General features: G+C 57.2%; 16 protein-coding genes, 1 tRNA gene and 1 pseudogene. 5 read left to right on the forward strand and 13 right to left on the reverse strand.

Annotation, left to right across the window (positions count from 1 at the left end):
* Window positions 1-9: 9 nt before the first annotated feature.
* Window positions 10-537, reverse strand: a complete 528-nt coding sequence (locus HDF14_RS17395; RefSeq protein WP_183979087.1) for an SRPBCC family protein — start codon at window positions 535-537, stop codon at window positions 10-12.
* Between the two features lie 240 nt (window positions 538-777).
* Between HDF14_RS17395 and HDF14_RS17400 the strand changes: the two genes are divergently transcribed.
* The 4 genes from HDF14_RS17400 (at window position 778) to HDF14_RS17415 (ending at window position 4,444) form a co-directional block, all read left to right on the forward strand.
* Window positions 778-1,356, forward strand: coding sequence for a PEP-CTERM sorting domain-containing protein (locus HDF14_RS17400; RefSeq protein WP_183979089.1), 579 nt, complete (start codon window positions 778-780; stop codon window positions 1,354-1,356).
* A 219-nt stretch (window positions 1,357-1,575) separates the two neighbouring features.
* Entirely contained in the window at window positions 1,576-2,103 is a 528-nt protein-coding gene (locus HDF14_RS17405; protein ID WP_260698351.1) for a DUF417 family protein, read from the forward strand.
* A 405-nt stretch (window positions 2,104-2,508) separates the two neighbouring features.
* Window positions 2,509-3,096, forward strand: a complete 588-nt coding sequence (locus HDF14_RS17410) for an outer membrane beta-barrel protein (protein WP_183979093.1) — start codon at window positions 2,509-2,511, stop codon at window positions 3,094-3,096.
* A gap of 256 nt (window positions 3,097-3,352) precedes the next feature.
* On the forward strand, window positions 3,353-4,444 hold the full coding sequence (locus HDF14_RS17415; protein WP_183979095.1) for a toll/interleukin-1 receptor domain-containing protein: 1,092 nt from the start codon (window positions 3,353-3,355) through the stop codon (window positions 4,442-4,444).
* Window positions 4,445-4,565: 121 nt separating this feature from the next.
* On the opposite strand, the gene rpoC is transcribed toward HDF14_RS17415, so the two are convergent.
* From rpoC to HDF14_RS17445, 6 genes are all read right to left on the reverse strand, one after another.
* Window positions 4,566-8,756 (reverse strand): DNA-directed RNA polymerase subunit beta', encoded by a 4,191-nt coding sequence (gene rpoC, locus HDF14_RS17420; RefSeq protein WP_183979096.1) that lies wholly within the window; start codon window positions 8,754-8,756, stop codon window positions 4,566-4,568.
* 198 nt (window positions 8,757-8,954) lie between these two features.
* Complete coding sequence (rpoB, locus tag HDF14_RS17425; RefSeq protein WP_183979098.1) at window positions 8,955-13,442, reverse strand: DNA-directed RNA polymerase subunit beta; 4,488 nt, start codon at window positions 13,440-13,442, stop codon at window positions 8,955-8,957.
* Between the two features lie 637 nt (window positions 13,443-14,079).
* The gene (gene rplL, locus HDF14_RS17430; protein WP_183979100.1) at window positions 14,080-14,454 is read right to left on the reverse strand and encodes a 50S ribosomal protein L7/L12; all 375 of its coding nucleotides are present in this window, start codon (window positions 14,452-14,454) and stop codon (window positions 14,080-14,082) included.
* Between the two features lie 139 nt (window positions 14,455-14,593).
* Window positions 14,594-15,337: a 50S ribosomal protein L10 gene (gene rplJ, locus HDF14_RS17435; protein WP_183979102.1), complete on the reverse strand. Its 744-nt coding sequence runs from the start codon at window positions 15,335-15,337 to the stop codon at window positions 14,594-14,596.
* Between the two features lie 77 nt (window positions 15,338-15,414).
* Window positions 15,415-16,125, reverse strand: coding sequence for a 50S ribosomal protein L1 (gene rplA, locus HDF14_RS17440; RefSeq protein WP_179585107.1), 711 nt, complete (start codon window positions 16,123-16,125; stop codon window positions 15,415-15,417).
* A 140-nt stretch (window positions 16,126-16,265) separates the two neighbouring features.
* Window positions 16,266-16,805, reverse strand: coding sequence for a Uma2 family endonuclease (locus HDF14_RS17445; RefSeq protein WP_183979104.1), 540 nt, complete (start codon window positions 16,803-16,805; stop codon window positions 16,266-16,268).
* Window positions 16,806-16,936: 131 nt separating this feature from the next.
* On the opposite strand from HDF14_RS17445, the gene HDF14_RS17450 reads away from it, so the two are divergent.
* Window positions 16,937-18,034 carry an SPL family radical SAM protein gene (locus HDF14_RS17450; RefSeq protein ID WP_183979106.1) on the forward strand — a complete coding sequence of 366 codons (1,098 nt, stop codon included), beginning with the start codon at window positions 16,937-16,939 and terminating at the stop codon, window positions 18,032-18,034.
* 304 nt (window positions 18,035-18,338) lie between these two features.
* On the opposite strand, the gene rplK is transcribed toward HDF14_RS17450, so the two are convergent.
* The 6 genes and pseudogenes from rplK to tuf form a co-directional block, all read right to left on the reverse strand.
* The gene (gene rplK, locus HDF14_RS17455; RefSeq protein WP_183979108.1) at window positions 18,339-18,773 is read right to left on the reverse strand and encodes a 50S ribosomal protein L11; all 435 of its coding nucleotides are present in this window, start codon (window positions 18,771-18,773) and stop codon (window positions 18,339-18,341) included.
* Between the two features lie 85 nt (window positions 18,774-18,858).
* Window positions 18,859-19,497 carry a transcription termination/antitermination protein NusG gene (gene nusG / locus HDF14_RS17460; RefSeq protein WP_183979110.1) on the reverse strand — a complete coding sequence of 213 codons (639 nt, stop codon included), beginning with the start codon at window positions 19,495-19,497 and terminating at the stop codon, window positions 18,859-18,861.
* A 43-nt stretch (window positions 19,498-19,540) separates the two neighbouring features.
* Window positions 19,541-19,801 (reverse strand): preprotein translocase subunit SecE, encoded by a 261-nt coding sequence (gene secE / locus HDF14_RS17465; protein WP_183979112.1) that lies wholly within the window; start codon window positions 19,799-19,801, stop codon window positions 19,541-19,543.
* A 65-nt stretch (window positions 19,802-19,866) separates the two neighbouring features.
* Window positions 19,867-19,942: transfer RNA gene (locus HDF14_RS17470), tRNA-Trp, on the reverse strand.
* A gap of 48 nt (window positions 19,943-19,990) precedes the next feature.
* Window positions 19,991-20,140: a 50S ribosomal protein L33 gene (rpmG, locus tag HDF14_RS17475; RefSeq protein ID WP_013579310.1), complete on the reverse strand. Its 150-nt coding sequence runs from the start codon at window positions 20,138-20,140 to the stop codon at window positions 19,991-19,993.
* A gap of 284 nt (window positions 20,141-20,424) precedes the next feature.
* Window positions 20,425-20,550, reverse strand: a pseudogene (gene tuf / locus HDF14_RS17480) (elongation factor Tu); the annotation flags it as partial.

The raw sequence follows: 20,550 nt of genomic DNA on the forward strand, positions 1-20,550 counted from the left end.
TGACTCACCCTAGTGTTCGGCAGCGGATTTCAGGTTGGCTAAGCCTTTGTCGAAGTCGGGGCCGATCACCTTGTCCATGGAGGTGAAGACGCTCATCACTTTGCCGGGAAAGAATCTGATCGGGCCATTCATAATCCAATTGACGCGGGTGCCGGTGCCTTGCGGTTCGAGCACGAAGTCAGCGGTGTTTCGGCTCTCAAAAGGTTTGAGAAAGTCGAGTTCGATGGTGGTTTTTGTAGGCTCGATGGAGAGGATCTCCATGCGGCCCTTACCTACTTTGCTGTTCCCTTCCCACACGTAGACGGAGCCGACGCCGCTGGGTGGGCCTGAATAAGTGGTCTTCATGATGGGATCGAGATGCGCCCAGGGCGACCAGTCGTTCCATTGATGAAAGTCGTCGATGAGGGCAGCGATCTTTTCGGGCGGAGCGGCGACGGTGGTGGAACGCTCGACTCGGAAGCTGCTCGGCTTGGTAGACGCGAGAAGAAGAATTGCAGCTACAGCCAGAACAAGGATGAGGCCAATTGTTTTAAACATGATGGCTCCTGGGAGTGAGCCGTCAGTATAGAAGTGAAAGATGGTGCGCGCCAGCGCAGAAGGCCAAGGCACCGAATAGGCGCATTCCGCGCCAATGCATGGGAGTGAGTACCTATGTCTGCTACCTAGCATTGCCAGGCTGTAACCATCTATTTATCAGCAGCATGCAAATTCTTTCATATTGCGCAGCGAGAGGTGGAGGGCTACTATTTGTCACTTCGAAGAATTTGGGAGGCGTTCATGCGTCGATACCTTTGTCTTTTGTGTCTAGTGCTCTTTGGCGGTTGCCTTGCGGCTCAGGCCGATCCTCTGGTGACGGTCACGATCGACTACGTCTACCACAACTTCGACGACACCGGCTCGACCACCTTCTCGTTCGATCCCGACCAGGTGTTCTACTATCTCCAGCCGTATTACTATGGCGATTTCCTGTACCCCCTCGTGCAGTCGCCCGACTTTCCAACCCCATACAGCTTCGACACAGTAGACTTCTTTAGCGGTGCGCTCGCGTTCACCAACTTTGGACCAAATTTCCAGTACCTTTTCGAAATCGACGGTACCTGCCAGGACATTCCGCCTCTCGCCGGCACCGGGGCGGTGCCTACCTTCGTAACAACGACCTGCTACGGTAGCGGTCTTTACAGTGGTATTGGCGGGGATTCTACAGAGGTGGTCGAGGAGATCACGTCGCTCGACTACGTGGTGATGGGAGATGCGACCACACCTGAGCCCTCAAGCCTTGTTCTACTCGGCACCGGCCTTGCCGGTCTCTTGCAAATTGGCTTCTGCCGGATGCGGGTTGCTCGAAGAGCTTCCTAGCTGGAGTTGCTCCTGCGAACAGCTTTAACACTCGCGACCAGTGGCTCGCGAATCGCTTGATATGCTCAGTCGGGCTGGCGAAGATTTGCGTTATGCCAAGAGAAGCGGTTCGAGCGTAACGTGAATGCCTACATTTCACCAATCGAAATGCAGGACCAGATATAGACTTTTAAATGTGGGTCATCTGCTCGAATGATGACCTTACATGAAGGAGTCTTTATGGCTGAAACCACATCGACTGGGGCATGGGGTAACGGACTGCAGGCGAAGAGTGTGCTCACGAAGATCGCGGCGTATGTCGCAGATCGAAATATTCCTTTCCTTATTTGCAGCATTGGAATGATCGTGATGTTGCTATGGGCGGGGAAATTCAAGATGACGGCACCGGGAGCAGAGGGCATCATCCCGCTTGTCAGTAACAGCCCATTGACCAGTCCACAGTTCAAGCTCTTTGGACCATATATTTTGGGGGATATGATCGGGCTCACGGAATGGACAGCAGCAATCCTGCTAATCATTGGCTACTTCAAACCTAAAGCAGGCATTGTGGGCGGGATCATTCTAGTCGGCATGTTCTTCACCACAAGCACCATGTTGATCTCGACTCCGGATGATACCGTCGTGGTTCACGGCATCCATTACATGAACAACACTGGCCTGTTTCTCTTCAAGGACATTATCTCTTTCGGAGTTGCGTTCTATTTGATCAGCTCCTATGGCCGAAAAGCGATCATGGCTGAGAATTAGTTTTTGCTTTTTTTCTGGCATGGTGGAGTTCGTGTTTTGCGGGGGGTTTCGCGAAAAACGATGTGCAGAACGTGGTTTTTTGATGGTGAAATCGTGGTGGAATGCTGGTGAAAGATGGTCAGAAAGCGACCTTAAATCGGCTACGAAAAATACGCCACTTTTTTAGATTTATTTTTGGGCTTTCCCGTTTTGGGAAAGCGCGGCACCATTCTAGACGCTCTGGTTCGGACGATTTACATCCCACCCTTCGCAAAGGGCACGAAGGATGGAGGCGAAACAGTAAGGCCAAGGGTGGGCTACTCGCCCTCCCACGATCAGGTCATTTCGACTATTGAGATTGATGGATAGACTCCACTTGCAACTATCGAGTCATGTTGAACCCAATACCCCGAAATAAGGAACCTGGTGACCCTCTTTCGCTTCACTACATTGCTCTCTTTGCTGCTTCTCCTGGTTCCAAAACAGAATGCCATTGCGCAAACATCAATCTACGGATCGGTCGCGCTCGTCAATTACGACTTCGAAAATAACAACACCTCCGCAGCGAAGGGTGACACGGCCGGGTTCATCGGTGGCGTATTCTACGATTTCCCAATACAGAGTCGCCTGACCGCGGGAGTGGATGTCCGCGGCTCCTTCGGTGTTGGCTCTCGTGGAGGAGCCTTGGCGGCTGCTGCTCTTCGAATCGGGTTCGTGCCGGAACGCGTCGTGCTTCGGCCTTATTTCCTGCTCGGAGGCGGAGTGGCCACCTCAACTTTCAAGATCAACGACATTACGGGCCCTGCAGCTGAAGGTCTCACTCCACAATCCACACGATTTACCAGTGGCGGCGTGGAGTTCGCTGGCGGTCTTGATGTTCGCCTGAGTGACTCCTTCGATCTTCGGGCCGTCGAATTAGGAGCGGTCGCGGGTGCTTCCAATCAAGGTGTCGGTTCCGCGTTCTTGGATGCAGGCCTCGTATATCATCTCCACAAACGCTCCCACAAGCTCTGAAGTTGTATCGCTAGTCGATCGCTGTACCTGCTCCAAACGAATGTTTAAAACGGTTCGCGCGTAGCGCGAATGCCCACTCATGCGATGAGACCGCATGAATGGGGAACCCGCACCCGATGTATACAAAGATTCATGTATGGGCCACCCCCCCCTAGGTTTTATGTATGGACACCGGGCCGCCCGCCTAAATACCTACATCTCAAAATTGAGTATGGGGCGCCGGATGGAACCGTTTGTGATGAGGTAAATTCTACTAATGGCTTCAAATCTTCTGTTTAATAAGCACGACATCTACAGTGTGCTCGAAAATCAAAAGCGGGCGATGAAAGAAAAAGCTCGATCTGCACCTAAAGCGTGGATGGCGGGTAACGATGAAGACGTCGTAAAACGTTTGGTTGATGAGTTTGATATTTCAGTCCCTGTACTCCATGAAGATCGGATGGAATTGACGGAAGAAGAAGTCGACATCGACGTCAGTCGCGACCCAAACCGTCCGTTTGTTGATCGTTCGCGACCGTTTTACATAAAAGGACTTCGAATTACGGTTCATGTCCCTTTCACCGGAGACGGCGGATTGTTCGAAGTGCAGCCTGCGAGTTTTACGCTAAACCCACCGCGAGGAGACGTGAAGTCAAAAGAACTTCATCTCGTTTACGAAGTCTCGGAAGAACGAGCCGCTGCCCTTAAGTCGACAATCGATGAACAGATCAGGAGTATCAAGTCATACCTTCTTAACCTTGGAACTTCTGTAGATCAGTTTCGAACAGAACTCGCATTGTTAGCATCGGCCGAATGGAAAGCAAGGAAGGAGTCATTCTCCTCGCGTGAAACTGTACTCTCTTCACTCAACATCCCAAGGCGCAAAGCAATAGAAATCATCCCTAGACAAGCCATACCGGTACCTCAGGTCTTGAATGCAAGGAAGCCAAAGGGGGGTCAACCGGAATGGGACCTGTTCATCTCTCATGCGAGTGAAGATAAGCAACTGGTAGCTAGACCTCTCGCTCAAGTATTGTCGAGCCATGGTCTAAAGATTTGGTTCGATGAAAGCACGCTGAAGCTTGGGGACAGTTTGAGGCAGAAGATTGACGAAGGCCTCGCGAAATCAAAATTTGGAATCGTTATTTTGAGCAAGAGTTTTTTCTCTAAGCACTGGCCTCAGCAGGAGCTAAATGGTCTAGTAGCTAGAGAAGTTCAGGGGAGAAAGGTTATTTTACCGGTTTGGCACGAGTTGACCCAAACTGAAGTGGCTGCATTCTCTCCGATGCTCGCTGACAAGCTGGCCGTATCCACCGCTCCCGGGATCGAGGAAGTAGCTCGTCAGATCTTGGAAGTAATCAAGTCCTAGAATTTTCGATATAGCGTCGGTTTCAACTTGACTAAAACAAAGGGCGGACTCTTTCGAGTCCGCCCTTTGTTGTTGCTGTAGTTTAAGGTTTTACGCAAAGCGTCGAGAACGGTACGAAGTACTACTCGGCGGCTAGTTCTTCTTGTTCGCCTTCCATGCGCATCTGCTCTAGCTCGCGCTCTTCGGCTTCGATGGCGGATGCCACTTCCTGCTGGACCTGGGCTGCCGCTTCCTCTAGCTCTGGTGAGAGCTGGACGTTGCGGTAGTACTCCATGCCGGTGCCGGCGGGGATGAGGCGGCCTACGATGACGTTTTCCTTGAGGCCACGGAGCGTGTCGATGGAGCCGTTGATGCTGGCTTCAGTGAGTACGCGGGTGGTCTCCTGGAAGCTGGCGGCCGAGATGAAGCTGTCGGTCGACAGCGACGCCTTGGTGATGCCGAGGAGGAGCGAACGGCCGATGGCAGGCTTGCCGCCGGACATCAACACGCGCTGGTTCTCGGCGTTGAAGCGGAAGCGGTCGGTCTGCTGATCGACGAGGAAGCTGGTGTCACCGACTTCTTCGATCTTGACCCAGCGAAGCATCTGACGAACGATGGTTTCGATGTGCTTGTCGGAGATGGTAACGCCCTGGAGCCGGTAGACTTCCTGGATTTCGTTGACGAGGTACTGCTGCAGTGCGCGCTCGCCGAGAACTTCCAGAATGTCGTGCGGGTTGCGAGGACCGTCGATGAGTGCATCACCGGCACGGAGGCGTTCGCCTTCCTGCACGTTGACGTACGTACCGCGGGGAACGCTGTACTCCTCTTCCTGACCGTTGTCGGCAGTGACGTAGACCTTGCGCTGGCCCTTGGAGACTTCACCGAAGCGAACGACACCATCGATCTTGCTGATGATTGCCGGGTCGCGTGGCTTGCGGGCCTCGAAGAGTTCGACGACGCGTGGGAGACCGCCGGTGATGTCCTTGGTACGCGTTGTTTCGCGTGGGATCTTGGCAAGGATGTCGCCGGGGAAGATCTCGTCGCCGTCGGCCACCATGAGGTGAGCGCGTGAAGGCATGAGGTAACGCTTGTTGCCCTGAGCAGACTTGATGATGATCGCGGGCTGACGCTTCTCATCGGAGGAGTCGGCAACGACGAGACGGCTGAGGCCGGTGACTTCGTCGACTTCTTCGTTGAGGGTGACGCCTTCCTGGAGGTCCTTGAACTGGACGGTTCCAGCGATCTCGGTGAGGAGGGAGAAAGTGTAGGGATCCCACTCGCCGAGGCGTGTGCCCTGCTGTACCTGCGTGCCCTCTTCGACCTTGAGCTTGGCACCGTAGACGACAGCGTAACGCTCCTTCTCGCGGCCCTTCTCGTCAACAATGGCAAGAGAACCGTTGCGGTTGAAGGCGACCAGGCCGCCGTCCTTGGAGCGAACGGTGACGAGGTTGATGAAGCGCACGGTGCCGACGTTCTTGGCCTCGAGGTGCGAGGCGTCAGATACGCGCGATGCCGTACCGCCGATGTGGAAGGTACGCATGGTGAGCTGAGTACCGGGCTCGCCGATGGACTGCGCCGCGATGACGCCGACGGCTTCGCCCATCTCCACCATCTTGCCGGAACCGAGGTTACGGCCGTAGCAGAGGATGCAGACGCCACGCTTGGACTCGCAGGTGAGCACCGAGCGAATCTTGACGCGCTCGATACCCGCGGCCTGAATGGCGTTGGCGAGGTCTTCGTCGATCTCCTGGTTGATGTCGACGATGGTCTTGCCCTCGAAGTCCTTGAGCTTCTCGAGCGATACGCGGCCGATGATGCGGTCGCGAAGGGGCTCGATGGTCTCGCCGGCTTCGATGATGGGGGTAACGTAGATGCCTTCGACGGTGCCGCAGTCGTTGTGCGAGATGATGACATCCTGCGCAACGTCGACCAGACGGCGGGTGAGGTAACCCGAGTCGGCGGTCTTGAGTGCGGTGTCGGCGAGGCCCTTACGTGCGCCGTGCGTCGAGATGAAGTACTGGAGCACGGTGAGACCTTCGCGGAAGTTCGCCGTGATGGGGGTTTCGATGATTTCGCCGGAGGGCTTAGCCATCAAACCACGCATGCCGGAGAGCTGACGGATCTGCTGTTTGGATCCACGAGCACCGGAGTCGGCCATGATGTAGATCGGGTTCATGGCTCCTTCCTTGTCGGCACGCTTCATGTTGTTGAACATCTCATCGGCGACGCGCTCGGTGACTCCCGACCACATCTGGATGACCTTGTTGGAGCGCTCACCGTTGGTGATGGCTCCGTCAAGGTACTGCTGCTGCATGGCGAGAACCTGCTTTTCGGCATCGCCCACGACGGTGTACTTGGAGTCGGGGATGACCATGTCGTCGAGCCCGACCGAGAGGCCGGAGCGCGTGGCATAGGTGAAGCCGAGATCCTTGACGCGGTCGAGAGTCTTAACCGTGACTTCGAGGCCGAGGTTCAGGTAGCAGTAGTTGATGAGCTGGCCGATGCCCTTCTTCTTGAGCAGACCATTGACGTAAGGCATACCCTCGGGGAGCGCATCGTTGAGGATGGCGCGGCCAACGGTCGTGTTGATGTACTGCTTGTTGAACTCGACCGGCTCGGTGTGGGTGAGGTCCTGATCGTCGTACGCGGTGGTCATGTCGAGGACAGGGCCGGTGTAGCGCAGACGGATCGGGGTGAGGGTTTCGACCTGCTTCGCTTCGAGAGCCATGAAGACCTCTTCGATGTTGGCGAAGACGCGGCCTTCACCCTTGGCGTTAACCTTCGCCTTGGTGAGGTAGTAGAGGCCGAGGACGAGGTCCTGCGTCGGGACGGTGATCGGTTGACCGCTGGCGGGCGAGAGGATGTTGTGCGAAGCGAGCATGAGTACGCTGGCTTCGATCTGGGCCTCAGGCGAAAGCGGGATGTGAACGGCCATCTGGTCGCCGTCGAAGTCCGCGTTGAAGGCGGTGCAGACGAGCGGATGGATCTTGATTGCCTTACCTTCAACGAGCACGGGCTCGAAGGCCTGGATGCCGAGACGGTGAAGCGTCGGAGCGCGGTTCAAAAGAACCGGGTGATCCTTGATGACCTCTTCGAGGATGTCCCAGACAATTGGCTCTTGCATCTCGACCATCTCTTTGGCCTGCTTGATGGTGGTGCAGTGACCGGTCTGCTCGAGGCGGTGATAGATGAAGGGCTTGAAGAGCTCGAGCGCCATCTTCTTGGGAAGACCGCACTGGTGCAGCTTCAGCTCAGGACCAACGACGATGACCGAACGGCCGGAGTAGTCAACGCGCTTGCCGAGGAGGTTCTGACGGAAGCGGCCCTGCTTGCCCTTGAGGGTGTCAGAGAGCGACTTCAGCGGACGATTGTTCGCACCACGAAGGACGCGGCCACGGCGGCCGTTGTCGAACAGAGCGTCGACGGCCTCCTGCAGCATGCGCTTCTCGTTGCGGACGATGACCTCAGGAGCATGGAGGTCCATCAGCTTCTTGAGGCGGTTGTTACGGTTGATGACTCGGCGATACAAGTCGTTCAAGTCGGACGTGGCGAAGCGGCCGCCATCAAGCGGAACGAGGGGGCGAAGCTCTGGCGGGATCACGGGGATCACATCGAGGATCATCCACTGGGGTAAGTTGTCGGACTTGCGGAAGGCCTCGACGATCTTGAGACGCTTGGAGTACTTGAGCTTCTTCTGGAGCGAAGTCTCGGTCTTCATGCGCTCGCGTAGCTCGATGGAGAGCTCGGCGATCTCAACGCGCTTGAGGAGTTCCTTGATGGCCTCGGCGCCCATCATGGCCTTGAAGCCAGAGGGGCGATACTGCTGATCGAGTTCGCGGAAGCGAGTCTCGTCCTTGATGACTTCGCGCTCCTTGACGGGCGCATCGCCTGGATCGACGACGACGTAGGACTCGAAGTAGAGCACGGCCTCGAGCTCACGCAGGCTGATGTCGAGCAGGTGGCCAATACGCGAGGGAAGGCCCTTGAAGAACCAGACGTGCGAGCAGGGGCTGGCGAGCTCGATGTGTCCGAGGCGCTCGCGGCGGACCTTCGAGAGGGTGACTTCGACGCCGCACTTGTCGCAGATGACGCCGCGGTGCTTCATGCGCTTGTACTTGCCGCAGAGGCACTCCCAGTCGGTGATAGGTCCGAAGATACGTGCGCAGAAGAGGCCGTCGCGCTCGGGCTTGAAGGTGCGGTAGTTGATGGTTTCTGGCTTGGTGACTTCGCCGTGCGACCAGCTGCGGATCTTCTCGGGGCTGGCGAGCTGGATCTTGATGGCGTCGAAGTCGGCGATGGGTCCGGTCAGTTCAAATGGGCTGGAGCGAAACATATTTGACGTCTCCGTATGCAGTGTCTGGCGTTTTTTGCGCCTTGCTGCTGGTTACTGCTGCTTTACTTCTGCTGGGCGGTGGGTGGTTAGGTCCACTGCCTGCTTCAATTTGTTGCTCTTCCCCTTTAGCCGGCCCTTCGTGAATGTTGAGCGTGAGCCTCATTCAGAAGGACCGTGCCTGGGGTGGAGCGGTATCGACTAATCTGCAGCGGCGATGGCTGGCAGCGGCTGCTTCTTCTGGTCGGCCTGTTTGATCAGTTCGACGTCGAGGCAGAGGGACTGCAGTTCGCGGATAAGAACGTTGAACGACTCGGGAACACCCGGCTCTATGGCAGCTTCGCCCTTGACGATGGCTTCGTAGATCTTGGTACGGCCGAATACGTCGTCGGACTTGGCGGTGAGGAGCTCCTGCAGGATGTAGGCGGCGCCGTAAGCTTCAAGGGCCCAGACCTCCATCTCACCGAAGCGCTGTCCGCCGAACTGCGCCTTACCACCAAGCGGCTGCTGGGTGATGAGCGAGTACGGTCCGATGGAACGAGCGTGGATCTTGTCATCAACAAGGTGCGACAGCTTGAGCATGTAGATGTAGCCGACGGTGGCGGGTTGCTCGAATGGATCGCCAAGCATGCCATCGTAGAGCTGCGACTTGCCCGAGCTCGGAAGACCAGCGGCCTTGAGAAGCGCCTTGATCTCCGTCTCGCGTGCGCCGTCGAAGACTGCCGTACCGAACCAGATACCACGCTTCATGCCAGCGGCAACGCGCAGAGTCTGCTCGTCGTCGAGATCAAGAAGCTGGTTGAGTGCGGCGGTACCGGCGAAGCGCGCCTTGAAGAGCTCGCGGACTTCGTTGGCCGACTCCATCGTGGCGGCAAGTTCAGCAATCTGTGCGCCCAGGGTGTGTGCTGCCCACCCGAGGTGCGTCTCGAGGATCTGACCGACGTTCATACGTGAGGGCACGCCGAGCGGGTTGAGGACGATCTCGACGGGCGTTCCATCTGGGAGGTACGGCATATCCTCTTCCGGCAGAATGCGGGCGATAACACCCTTGTTACCGTGGCGGCCGGCCATCTTGTCACCGACAGAGAGCTTGCGCTTCATGGCGATGTAGACCTTGACCATCTTGATGACGCCAGGCGAGAGTTCGTCGCCCTTCTGCATCTTGCCAATCTTCTCGTTGGTGATCTTGCGGAGAACATCGATCTGACGTGAGGTCATCTCCTCGATCTCATCGATCTGCTCGTTGACGCGGGGGTCCTTGTCGGCGTAGCGGATGCGCTTGAGGTTACGGGTGCTGATGAGCTCGATGGTGTCGCGGTCGAGGATATCGCCCTTGTTGAGCAGCTTCTTGTTGGTGCGCTCGTCGTGCAGGTCGGCGAGAACTTCCTTCGCACCGAGGATGGCCTCGAGGCGCTTGAGGCGCTCGTCGGTGAGGATACGAATCTCGTCGGCGAGGTTACGCTCGAGCTTCTCGATCATCTCCTGCTCGATCTGCTTGGCGCGCTCGTCCTTCTCCTGTCCCTTGCGGGAGAAGATGCGGACGTCGACGACGGTGCCTTCGATACCCGGAGGGCACGTGAGAGAAGCGTCGCGAACATCGCCGGCCTTTTCACCGAAGATGGCGCGGAGGAGCTTCTCTTCCGGCGTCAGTTGAGTTTCACCCTTCGGCGTTACCTTGCCGACGAGGATGTCGTTGTGACCGATCTTCGCGCCGATGCGGATGATGCCCGAGTCGTCGAGATCACGCAATGCGTGCTCACTGACGTTGGGGATATCGCGCGTGATCTCTTCCGGTCCAAGCTTCGTGTCGCGGGCTTCGATCTCGAACTCCTCGATGTGGATCGAGGTGTAGTAGTCCTCGCGGACCAGCTTCTCCGAGATGAGGATCGCGTCCTCGAAGTTATAACCACGCCACGGCATGAAGGCGACCAGAACGTTACGGCCGAGGCCGAGTTCGCCCTGCTCAGTGCAAGGACCGTCGGCGATAACCTGACCCTTGACCACGCGATCACCCTTGCGAACGATCGGCTTCTGGTTGATGCAGGTGTTTTGGTTGGAGCGCTTGAACTTCGTGAGCTGATAGATGTCCGAACCAACCTCACGCGAGAGCTGAGTGGGGTGATGCTCGCCTTCTACGCGCACGATGATGCGCTCGGAGTCGACCGAGTCGATGATGCCGTTACGCTTGGCCAGGATGACGGCGCCGGAGTCGCGGGCGGTGACGCCTTCCATACCGGTACCGACGAACGGAGCCTCGGCAACGAGCAGAGGAACTGACTGCCGTTGCATGTTGGCGCCCATCAGCGCGCGGTTGGCGTCGTCGTGCTCGAGGAACGGCACGAGCGAAGCCGCAACCGAGACCAGCTGCTTCGGCGAGACGTCAACGTAGTCCACTTCGGACTTGTTGACGAGGACGAAGTTGCCCTGACGACGGGCGTCGACGACATCCTGCACGATGTTCAGCTTCTCATCGAGCTCGATGTTCGCCTGCGCAATCGTGTGGCGGTCTTCTTCCCAGGCCGAGAGGTAGAAGCTGAAAGGTGCAAGGTCCATGGTGCGCTTGCCAGCCTTCTTCAACTCTGCGTTCTTGGCACGGGCCTCTTCAATCTCGAGATAGTCGCCCTGACGCAGACCGGACTCACCAGCGTTCGAGACGGAGACGTAGTCGAGCGCACGGCCATCCTTCACGCGACGGTAGGGCGACTCGATGAAGCCGTACTCGTTGATGCGCGCAAAGCAGGAGAGCGACGAGATAAGACCGATGTTCGGGCCTTCCGGCGTCTCAATCGGGCAGATGCGGCCGTAGTGAGTGGGATGCACGTCGCGAACTTCGAAGCCTGCGCGCTCACGCGACAGACCACCGGGTCCAAGGGCGGAGAGGCGACGCTTGTGCGTGATCTCCGAGAGGGGGTTGGTCTGGTCCATGAACTGCGAGAGCTGCGAGGAGCCGAAGAACTCACGAATCGCTGCCATGACTGGCTTGGCGTTGATGAGGTCGTGCGGCATCGCGGTCGACATCTCCTGGTAGACCGACATCTTTTCTTTGATGGCGCGCTCCATACGGACGAGGCCGATGCGGAACTGGTTCTCCATCAGCTCACCGACGGCGCGAACGCGACGGTTGCCAAGGTGATCGATGTCATCGACGACGCCGATGTTCTTGCGCAGCTTGAGGAGGTAGCGAATGGTGCCGTAGAAGTCCTCAGGCGTGAGCGTGCGGTTGTCAAGGCCAGAGGGATCCTGATTCTCGTACAGCTTGATGTTGAACTTGAGACGGCCGACGCGAGAGAAGTCGTACTTGCGCGGATCGAAGAACATGCCTTCGAAGAGCGCAGTCGCGGTGTCAAGCGTCGGTGGGTCGCCTGGACGCAGCTTGCGGTAGATCTCGATGAGAGCTTCCTCAGGCTTGCGTACGGAGTCGCGGCGAAGGGTGTTGGTGATGATGTTGCCCACGTCGTCGCGCTCAGGGAAGAAGACCTCGATGCTGGACACGCCGGACTGGATAATCTTGTGCAGCTTGTCGGCAGTCAGCTCCTGGTTGGCTTCGTAGAGCAGCTCGCCGGTGGTGAGATCGACGACATCGGAGGCAGTCATCGCGCCATCGAACTCGCTGGTTTCAACTTCGACCGACTCGATCTTGTGGCTGCGCAGACCCTTCACGGTGTGAGCTGAGATCTTGCGTGTGGCAGGAGCTATTTCTTCACCCTTGACGGTGATGGCATGGGCCGGACGCGTGCCCTGGAGGTTGCTGAGCTGGCCTTCAGGAACGACCTTCCAGTGCAGCTTGCCGTCGGCTACGTTGATGGTGTCGACGGTGTAGAAGGTTTTGAGAATCTCCTCGTCGGTACGCAGGCCGAGCGCGCGCAGGAAGATAGTGCCGAGAAACTTGCGCTTGCGGTCGATGCGGACATAGAGAGTGTTCTTCTGGTCGTACTCGAACTCGACCCAGCTGCCGCGGTACGGAATGATCTTGCCGAGGAAGTAGGTACGGTTGTTCGCGGTTTCGAAGAAGACGCCGGGCGAACGGTGAAGCTGCGAGACAATGACGCGCTCGGTACCGTTGACGATGAACGTGCCGTTCTGCGACATGAGCGGAATGTCGCCGAAGAAGACTTCCTGCTCCTTCATGTCACGCAAGCTCTTGACGCCGGTCTCGGGGTCCTTGTCGTAGATCTTCAGGCGGATGGTGACCTTGAGGGGAGCGGAATAGGTCATGCCGCGCTCTTCGCACTCTGCCTGGTCATACTTCAGCTGCAGCCCGACAGGGTCGCCGCACTTGGTGCAGAAGTCAGGGGTGTTCTTGTTGTAAGTTCCGCAGAAGTTGCAGAGAACGTCGCCCGGATGAAAGGGGTCAGTGATGACCATGTGGCCGCAGTTGGTGCAGGCCGTGCGCAGGTGGTTGAGACCCTTGAGGTAGCCGCACTTGCACTCCCAGTTGCCGATCGAGAAGTCGACGAACTCGAGCTCGGAGACGTTGCGGAAGTCGGTGATCGGGAAGACGGAGGTGAAAACGGACTGCAGGCCGTTGTCTTCGCGTTCCTGCGGGAGCTTGTCCATCTGCAGGAAGCGCTCGTAGCTGCGGCGCTGAACTTCAATGAGGTTAGGAATCTGGATGGATGTGGGGATCTTGGAAAAATCAAGACGGCTTCGGATAGCGCGCATTTCGCTGTTGTTGGACTCGCCAGACATGCTCTCTCCTGAAAACTGACCGTCGAGGCCTCCCGAGTGCGTCTGCCGGCATCGTATTGCTGGCTTCACTCGTGAGGGGAGGGCTTCGGTCAGGCCCTCCGGGTTTGGTTCTGATCGCGCAGTTTTTAAGTTCCTCGGGTCTTGCTGTCCTCGATGGCAGCGAGTCCCGTGCGCAAAATGTCTTGCCGTAATGGTCCGCGGCGCGGATAAAACTTAAAACTTTTACTACCTGCGAGCGTTCTAAGCTGCTATAAAGAACGCGTGCAGAATGCTGCTTGCCCCTCAAGTAACGGGGACGCCCATAAACACGGCAAAGCGCTCGCAGGGACAGCATGCCCCATGAGCGCAAAGGTCGACTTGTGCACTGTTTCTATATAGGTGGTATTAATGCCTGCCGCCATTGAGGTTCGCCTACCCCAAAGTTGTGCCGCTCGCATGTTTCTTATTGCACTATGCGCATCCGCCGCTCGAAGCGTATAGTGGCCGGTTCCTTAGCCTGCGAAGACAGGATGATCCGGAGACAACCGAAGTTTTATGCTGGATACAGCAGTCCGCCAAGGAGCACGCCGAGGCGGAACGAATTTTCTCTAACCTCAAGAATATCGCGTTCCGCCCTAACGTGCAAGCTAACTGTTAATTACTTGATTTCTACGGTCGCAACGCCTTCGAACTTCTTCGCGATGGCAGCTGCGTCATCCTTCGAAATGTTCTCCTTCAAGGGCTTGGGAGCGGCATCGACCAGATCCTTGGCTTCCTTCAGCCCAAGAGCGGTGACTTCGCGTACAGCCTTGATGGTGTTGATCTTATTCGCGCCGGCATCCTTCAGGATGACGGTGAATTCGGTCTTCTCTTCGACCGGAGCCGCTGCCGCTGCGCCGCCGCCTGCTGCCGGGGCTGCAACTGCTGCTGCTGCCGAAACGCCGAGACGCTCTTCGAGCTTCTTGACCAGAGCCGAAGCCTCGAGGAGGCTGAGGCTAACGATTGAATCTTCCAACTGCTGGATGTCTGCCATGTTATTTCTCCAATTTAGAACTGAACTTTGTGGTGCTTATTGCTCTACCAAAGCCTGACTGCGCTTTGGCTGCCTATGCCTTCCAGGGTTTCCGTTGCGCCCAGACCAGCGCCCCCGGGAAGACCAGGCGAAACTTGGTTTAGCCTTCGACCGGGTCCGTGGTCGCAGCTTCCCCGCCCTGCGATGCGGTGGAGTTTTCAGGCTGCTCGGCGGCCGCAGCTTCAACAGCGTGAGTCTCAGCAATGAGCTGACCTTCTGCTGCGGGAGCTTCGGCAACTGGAGTCTCAGCGGCTGGCGCTTCAGCAACAGCGGCTTCTGCCTTCGGCGCTTCGACTGCAGCTGCCGGAGCGGCTGCGCCGGCGAACTTGCCCTTTTCGACGCCCTGATTGATGACAACCGCGAGATCGCGGCCGGTAGCGTTGATGACCGTAGCCAAACGCTGCGCAGGCGACTGAATAAGGAACAGGAGCTTCGAGAAGAGCTCTTCCTTGCCTGGCATGGTGGCGAGATCACCGATCTCGCGCACGTCGATCACCTTGCCGTCAACGATGCCCAGTTTGAAGGTGAACTCCGCGTTATCCTTGACCCAGGTCGAAAGGGCCTTCGCGAGGGCAACGGGGTCGCCTGAGGTGTAGGCAACAGCCGACACACCCTTGAGGCCCTGGAGCGCCGACTCAATTTTGGTGCCTTCGCTGGCGCGTGCAGCCAGCTTGTTCTTGACGACGTGATAGTTGCCACCGGCAGCGCGGACAGTCTTGCGCAGCTCGAAGTCCTTCGCGGCGGTGAGGCCTTTGAAGGTGCCGATGATAGCGGAGGTCGAGTGCTCGAGCTCAATCGCGAGCTGCTTCACCTTCTCCGTCTTTGATGCTCTGGTCAATGCCATGACTAAATCCTCTTCGCTTTCGCTTGCCCCGCTCCTCGCTTCCGCGGCCAGAGGGGGTTTCGTGCTAACTAAATTGATTAGGCCTTGCCTGCCAGTTCGGCAGCGGCGTAGTCGAGCTGGATTCCGGGGCCCATCGACGAGCTCAGGGTGACGCCCTTGATGTACTTGCCCTTGGCGGCCGACGGCTTGGCTTTCACGACGCTCGTGATGACGGTCATCGCGTTGTCAACCAGCTTTTGCGGATCGAATGAGAGCTTGCCGACAGGAACGTGAACCAGTGCAGTCTTGTCGGTGCGGAACTCGATCTTACCGGCCTTGATCTCCTTGACCGCGGCGGCTACGTCGGTAGTGACCGTACCCGTCTTCGGATTCGGCATCAAACCCTTGGGGCCGAGCACCTTGCCGAGACGTCCGACCGAACGCATCATGTCGGGGGTCGCGATCAGAGCATCGAAGGCGGTCCAGCCTTCCTTCTGAATCTTCTCAACCAACTCTTCGCCACCGAAGAACTCAGCGCCAGCGGCTTCTGCTTCCTTGATGCGATCGCCTGAGGTGATCACGGCAACGATCTTGGACTTGCCAAGGCCGTGCGGAAGGACCACAGTGCCGCGAACCATCTGGTCCGCGTGGCGAGGATCAACGCCAAGACGCATGGTTAGGTCGACGGTCTCGTCGAACTTCGCATACTTTGCTTTTTGCAGGAGCGGAACAGCGTCCGCCAACAGATAAGGACGGGGCTCTACGAGCGCACGCGCCTTTACTAGATTCTTAGAGAGCTTCCTTGCCATTTTCCCTCGTCTCCCACCCCTCTGGAGCTGTTCTCTCCGGGCGTGGTTCTCGACTGGCCTCAATTGGACATTGAGACACTCTTATAAGTATGCCGTGAATTCGGGAAAAGGTCAACGTTTGGGGGGAACATTCTGTCCGCTCAGCCCCAGATTCTCGCCATAGGGAGCGAAAATACATCGATGGGCTCGCTCCCCTGAACTACAGCTGGCCGATGATGGATTTCAGGCGCCGCATCGGAACGGTGAACGGAGACGATCTCGCGGTCCGGGTCGATCAGCCAGGCCAACTTCGCGCCATTGAGAAGCCACATCTTCATCTTGTCCTCAAGCTTCGCAAGGTCGTCAGACTGTGAGCGCAGCTCGATCAGAAAGTCCGGGCAAATGGGCGAAAAACGGTTCTGGTCCGCACGGCTGAGCGCATTCCATCGAGAAGACTCAATCCAGGCGGCATCGGGGCTGCGCATCGAACCGTCCGGCAGGCTGAAACCGGTACTGGAGTCAAAGACATAGCCGCGTCTGTCTCTCTGGGCCCAGGTGTCGAGTGCGCTGATAATGGCCGCGTTCCTTCTGCCGGTGCGGTTCCCTGCGGGCGACATGACAAGAATCTCCCCATCCACCTCGCGTTCTATACGCGTGATGTCGTTCGCAGCACAGAAGCGCATCAGGTCTTCATCGCTCATCGGGGTTTCGGGCCGGAAGCGAAACGGCGGTCGCTTTCCCGCCAGGGCGGAGTTCATATGAGGAAGTCTACTAAATTGGCCCTTGACGGATTAGAAATGCGCGCCTACTCTCGACATCATAAGGCGAACAAATGGCGAAATCAAACGATGCTCCACTATTCCCGATTCTTCCTCAAGCGCCAATTGGAATCGCTCGCATGGCCGCCGAAGCAGAGCACGCCGACGATGGTCACCTGATTGAATTCAAAGCGCTTGAGGTACGTAGCATTCTGAACCGATCGATCTCGAAGCGGCAACTCTCCCTGGCCTACAGCATCAACCCTTATCGGGGATGCGAGTTCGGGTGCAAGTACTGTTATGCGCGGTATACCCACGAGTTCATGGCGCCGAAGGCTCTGGGCGAATCGATGCAAGGTGGGACAGTCCCCGTGGCAAATTTCCGCGATCCGCTCACCTTCGAGCGAATGATCTTCCTGAAGCAAAACGCGGCGTGGTTGCTGGAGCAGGAGTTGAAGAAGATCGATCGGAGAGATGAAGTCGCTCTGGGCACTGCGACCGATCCCTATCAGCCGATCGAACGACGGGCGAGGATCACACGCAGCCTCTTGGAAGTGTTTGCGCGGAAAGAGGGATACAGGCTCGGGATCGTGACGAAGTCGCGCCTGATTGAACGCGATACTGATTTGCTGGTCGAGATCGCACGCCGGAACACCTTGGTAGTGCATGTGACGATTACGACGCCCGATGTAAAGCTCGCACGTTTGCAGGAGCCTAGGGCGCCTCGACCAGACCTGCGCTTTCAGGCTGTGAAGCGGCTTCGAGAGGCCGGAATCGTCGCAGGTGTGTTTGGATCGCCGCTGCTGCCTGGAATTACAGATACCGAGGAAGCGCTGGACGGCCTGGTTCGCCGAGCCGCCGCGATGGGTGCGAGTTTCTTCGCAGCACATCCGCTCTTCCTCAAGCCGTGTTCACGTCCTACTTACCTGAGCTTCGTTCGTGAGCACTTCCCCGCGCTGCAGGGCGACTACGCGAAACGTTTTGCGACGGCAGACTTTGCCGGAAAAGAGTATCGCGAACGACTGGCAAAGTTGGTCGATGGCGCGTGCCGGCGGTACGGTCTGGGAAAACGCTCGAGCGATGCTCTGCTGACTCGGAACGAAGAAGGCGGAGGCAAAAGGCCCGCGCAGAATGTGGGAACCGTCGTCAGACAGCAGAGATTGTTTGCCTAGAGCATAGAAGAGGTGAGAGATGCGAACCTGGTGGAGGATCCGGCCCGCGAGGCCGATAAGACAAAGTCGCAGGCGGCGTAGGGCAAAGCTTTCAAATCTGAAGGACAGGTTTGATGTCGCTTTATACTGCCAACCTCTGACTCGAAAACCTCCGGGACGGGCCGCCCCTAACCCCAGTTGAAAAAACAGAAAGTGAGGTTAACGACGAAAGAGGACGCCTGGATGCCATGGCCGACAGACGAAGTCGGTGATGGTTCCTATGCGTCCTCGCTCGTAGAAGCGGAGGTCAGTTGGCGATGCGAATTTAGGCTACGACGTCGATGCCCATCGAGCGAGCGGTGCCACGGATGGTCTTCGCTGCAGCCTCGACCGTAGTTGCGTTCATGTCCGGCATCTTCTGCGTCGCGATGGCGAGAATCTGCTTTTCGGTCACTTTGCCCTTCTTCTCCTTGTTCGGAGTGCCTGAGCCCTTTTCGATGCCGGCAGCCTTGAGCAGGAGCACCGGAGCCGGAGGCGTCTTGGTGATGAAGCTGAAGGTGCGGTCCGCGTAGACGCTGATGACAACGGGGATGGTGAGTCCGGCCATGTCAGGAGCCTTGGTGCGTTCGTTGAACTGCTTGCAGAACTCCATGATGTTGACCTGAGCCTGGCCGAGCGCGGGCCCGACCGGAGGTGCAGGGGTGGCCTTGCCGGCCAGGATCTGAAGCTTGACGTATCCAGTGATCTTCTTCGGTGCCATTCGGGTAAATCCTCTTTGCTCTTCCAGCGGCGGGCGTCGATGTATCGGAACGCCTGCTGCTTAATGTTATTTCAAAACTCTCGAACTACTCGTCGACGATCTTGTCGACCTTGGAAAACTCGATCTCGACCGGGGTGGAACGACCGAAGATGCTAACCATGACCTTGAGGGTCTGCTTGTCCTCGTTGATGTCGTCGACCGCGCCGGTGAAGTTAGCGAAAGGACCTTCGTTGATGCGGACCTGCTCGCCCTTGTCGAACTTGACCTTCATGGTTGGCTTGTTGCCCGCGGTCTCGGTGCGGAAGAGGATGGAGCTGACTTCCTGCTCAGAGAGCGCAACCGGGTTGTCGCCGGTTCCCAAAAAGCCGGTGACGCGCGGGGTGTTTTTGATAACGTGCCACAGATCGTTGTCGAGATCCATCTCGACGAGAACGTAGCCAGGCAAAAAAACGCGCTCGATCGTGTACTTCTTGCCGTTTCGCAGTTCAGTCACCGGTTCGGTCGGAATCATGATGCGACCGATGCGGTTCTGCAGGCCGAAAGCAGTGATACGGCTCTCGAGAGACTCGCGCACTTTGCGCTCGAAGCCCGAGTAAGCGTGAATGATGTACCACTTGAAGTTCTCATTGACCGGGGGGGCTAGTTGCTCAGTGGGATCTCCCTGAGGATTCTGCTCGACCGGATTTTGCTCTTCTGCCGCCATCGTTATGCCTTCTTCACGCATCGTGTACTTCTCTCTACCGCTCTTACTCGGAGTGCGAAATCTTTTAGTGCTGGGTCAGGCGATGTAGCAATGCTTCGATCGCCCGTCCGATGATGTTGTCCACCAGCCAGAAGTACGCGGCGAAGATGAAGACAGTGACGAGGACAACGATTGTGGTCGACTGCACCTCGGCGCGCGAGGGAGAAATCACCTTGCGCATCTCGCTGCGAACGTCCTTGAGGAACTCACCGAGACGTGCTGGCTGCGACTTCAACTGCTGCAATCCGGTGTTGGGCTGTTCGGTTACCGCTATTGTCTTGGCCATAGTACTGCCTCAATCTTCGTAGTGCGTTCTGTTATCTATTCCCGGACTTGAGGGACCGGGCAAACTGGCGGGGGAGCTCGGATTCGAACCGAGAAGTTCGGTTTTGGAGACCGACAGTTTAACCGTTGAGCTTACTCCCCCGTGGGTGCGGAGTGAGACCGTTCGTCTCACCCCAAATCCGGCTGGAGATTACTTGGTTTCTTTGTGGTCCGTGTGCTTGCGGCAGGTGTTGCAGAACTTCGAGAACTCCAGACGGCCGGTGGTCGTCTTCTTGTTCTTCGTGGTTGAGTAGTTCCTGTTCTTGCACTCCGGGCACTGCAGAGTAATGATCTCGCGCATAGTGAATCTCCTTCTAACGTGGCCGGCCACTTCGGCTGGCAAGCAGCGTAGTGACACGCCGCAACACAGGGCAATGGCCCCTGCAACCAAATCCTGATTGTAAGACGGAAAGAAAAGCGGTCAGGCCACGCTCGTCCTCATAAATTATCTCTTAAAACCGTGTTTCAGGAAAGCCATCGCGCCAAACTGTCAGAACGATATAGCCGTCGAGTAGGACAATGTGGCAATAAATCAAAAAAGATAGGCGGCAGAATCCTCCCTGCCGCCATTCGTTTGAAATCGCTTTACTTGATGATCTCGCTGATGGTGCCGGCGCCGACGGTGCGTCCACCTTCGCGGATAGCGAAGCGCAGACCCTTCTCCATCGCGACTGGCGTATGCAGCGTGATCTCCAGCTGAATGTTGTCGCC

It is taken from the genome of Tunturiibacter gelidiferens, assembly GCF_014201335.1.
Lineage (GTDB): Bacteria > Acidobacteriota > Terriglobia > Terriglobales > Acidobacteriaceae > Edaphobacter > Edaphobacter lichenicola_E.

Excerpts from the sequence above, each read along its gene's own strand:
- HDF14_RS17395 (WP_183979087.1), bottom strand. The coding sequence starts at position 537 with ATGTTTAAAACAATTGGCCTCATCCTTGTTCTGGCTGTAGCTGCAATT.
- HDF14_RS17400 (WP_183979089.1), top strand. The coding sequence starts at position 778 with ATGCGTCGATACCTTTGTCTTTTGTGTCTAGTGCTCTTTGGCGGTTGC.
- HDF14_RS17405 (WP_260698351.1), top strand. The coding sequence starts at position 1,576 with ATGGCTGAAACCACATCGACTGGGGCATGGGGTAACGGACTGCAGGCG.
- HDF14_RS17415 (WP_183979095.1), top strand. The coding sequence starts at position 3,353 with ATGGCTTCAAATCTTCTGTTTAATAAGCACGACATCTACAGTGTGCTC.
- rpoC (WP_183979096.1), bottom strand. The coding sequence starts at position 8,756 with ATGTTTCGCTCCAGCCCATTTGAACTGACCGGACCCATCGCCGACTTC.
- rpoB (WP_183979098.1), bottom strand. The coding sequence starts at position 13,442 with ATGTCTGGCGAGTCCAACAACAGCGAAATGCGCGCTATCCGAAGCCGT.
- rplL (WP_183979100.1), bottom strand. The coding sequence starts at position 14,454 with ATGGCAGACATCCAGCAGTTGGAAGATTCAATCGTTAGCCTCAGCCTC.
- rplJ (WP_183979102.1), bottom strand. The coding sequence starts at position 15,337 with ATGGCATTGACCAGAGCATCAAAGACGGAGAAGGTGAAGCAGCTCGCG.
- rplA (WP_179585107.1), bottom strand. The coding sequence starts at position 16,125 with ATGGCAAGGAAGCTCTCTAAGAATCTAGTAAAGGCGCGTGCGCTCGTA.
- HDF14_RS17445 (WP_183979104.1), bottom strand. The coding sequence starts at position 16,805 with ATGAGCGATGAAGACCTGATGCGCTTCTGTGCTGCGAACGACATCACG.
- HDF14_RS17450 (WP_183979106.1), top strand. The coding sequence starts at position 16,937 with ATGGCGAAATCAAACGATGCTCCACTATTCCCGATTCTTCCTCAAGCG.
- rplK (WP_183979108.1), bottom strand. The coding sequence starts at position 18,773 with ATGGCACCGAAGAAGATCACTGGATACGTCAAGCTTCAGATCCTGGCC.
- nusG (WP_183979110.1), bottom strand. The coding sequence starts at position 19,497 with ATGCGTGAAGAAGGCATAACGATGGCGGCAGAAGAGCAAAATCCGGTC.
- secE (WP_183979112.1), bottom strand. The coding sequence starts at position 19,801 with ATGGCCAAGACAATAGCGGTAACCGAACAGCCCAACACCGGATTGCAG.
- rpmG (WP_013579310.1), bottom strand. The coding sequence starts at position 20,140 with ATGCGCGAGATCATTACTCTGCAGTGCCCGGAGTGCAAGAACAGGAAC.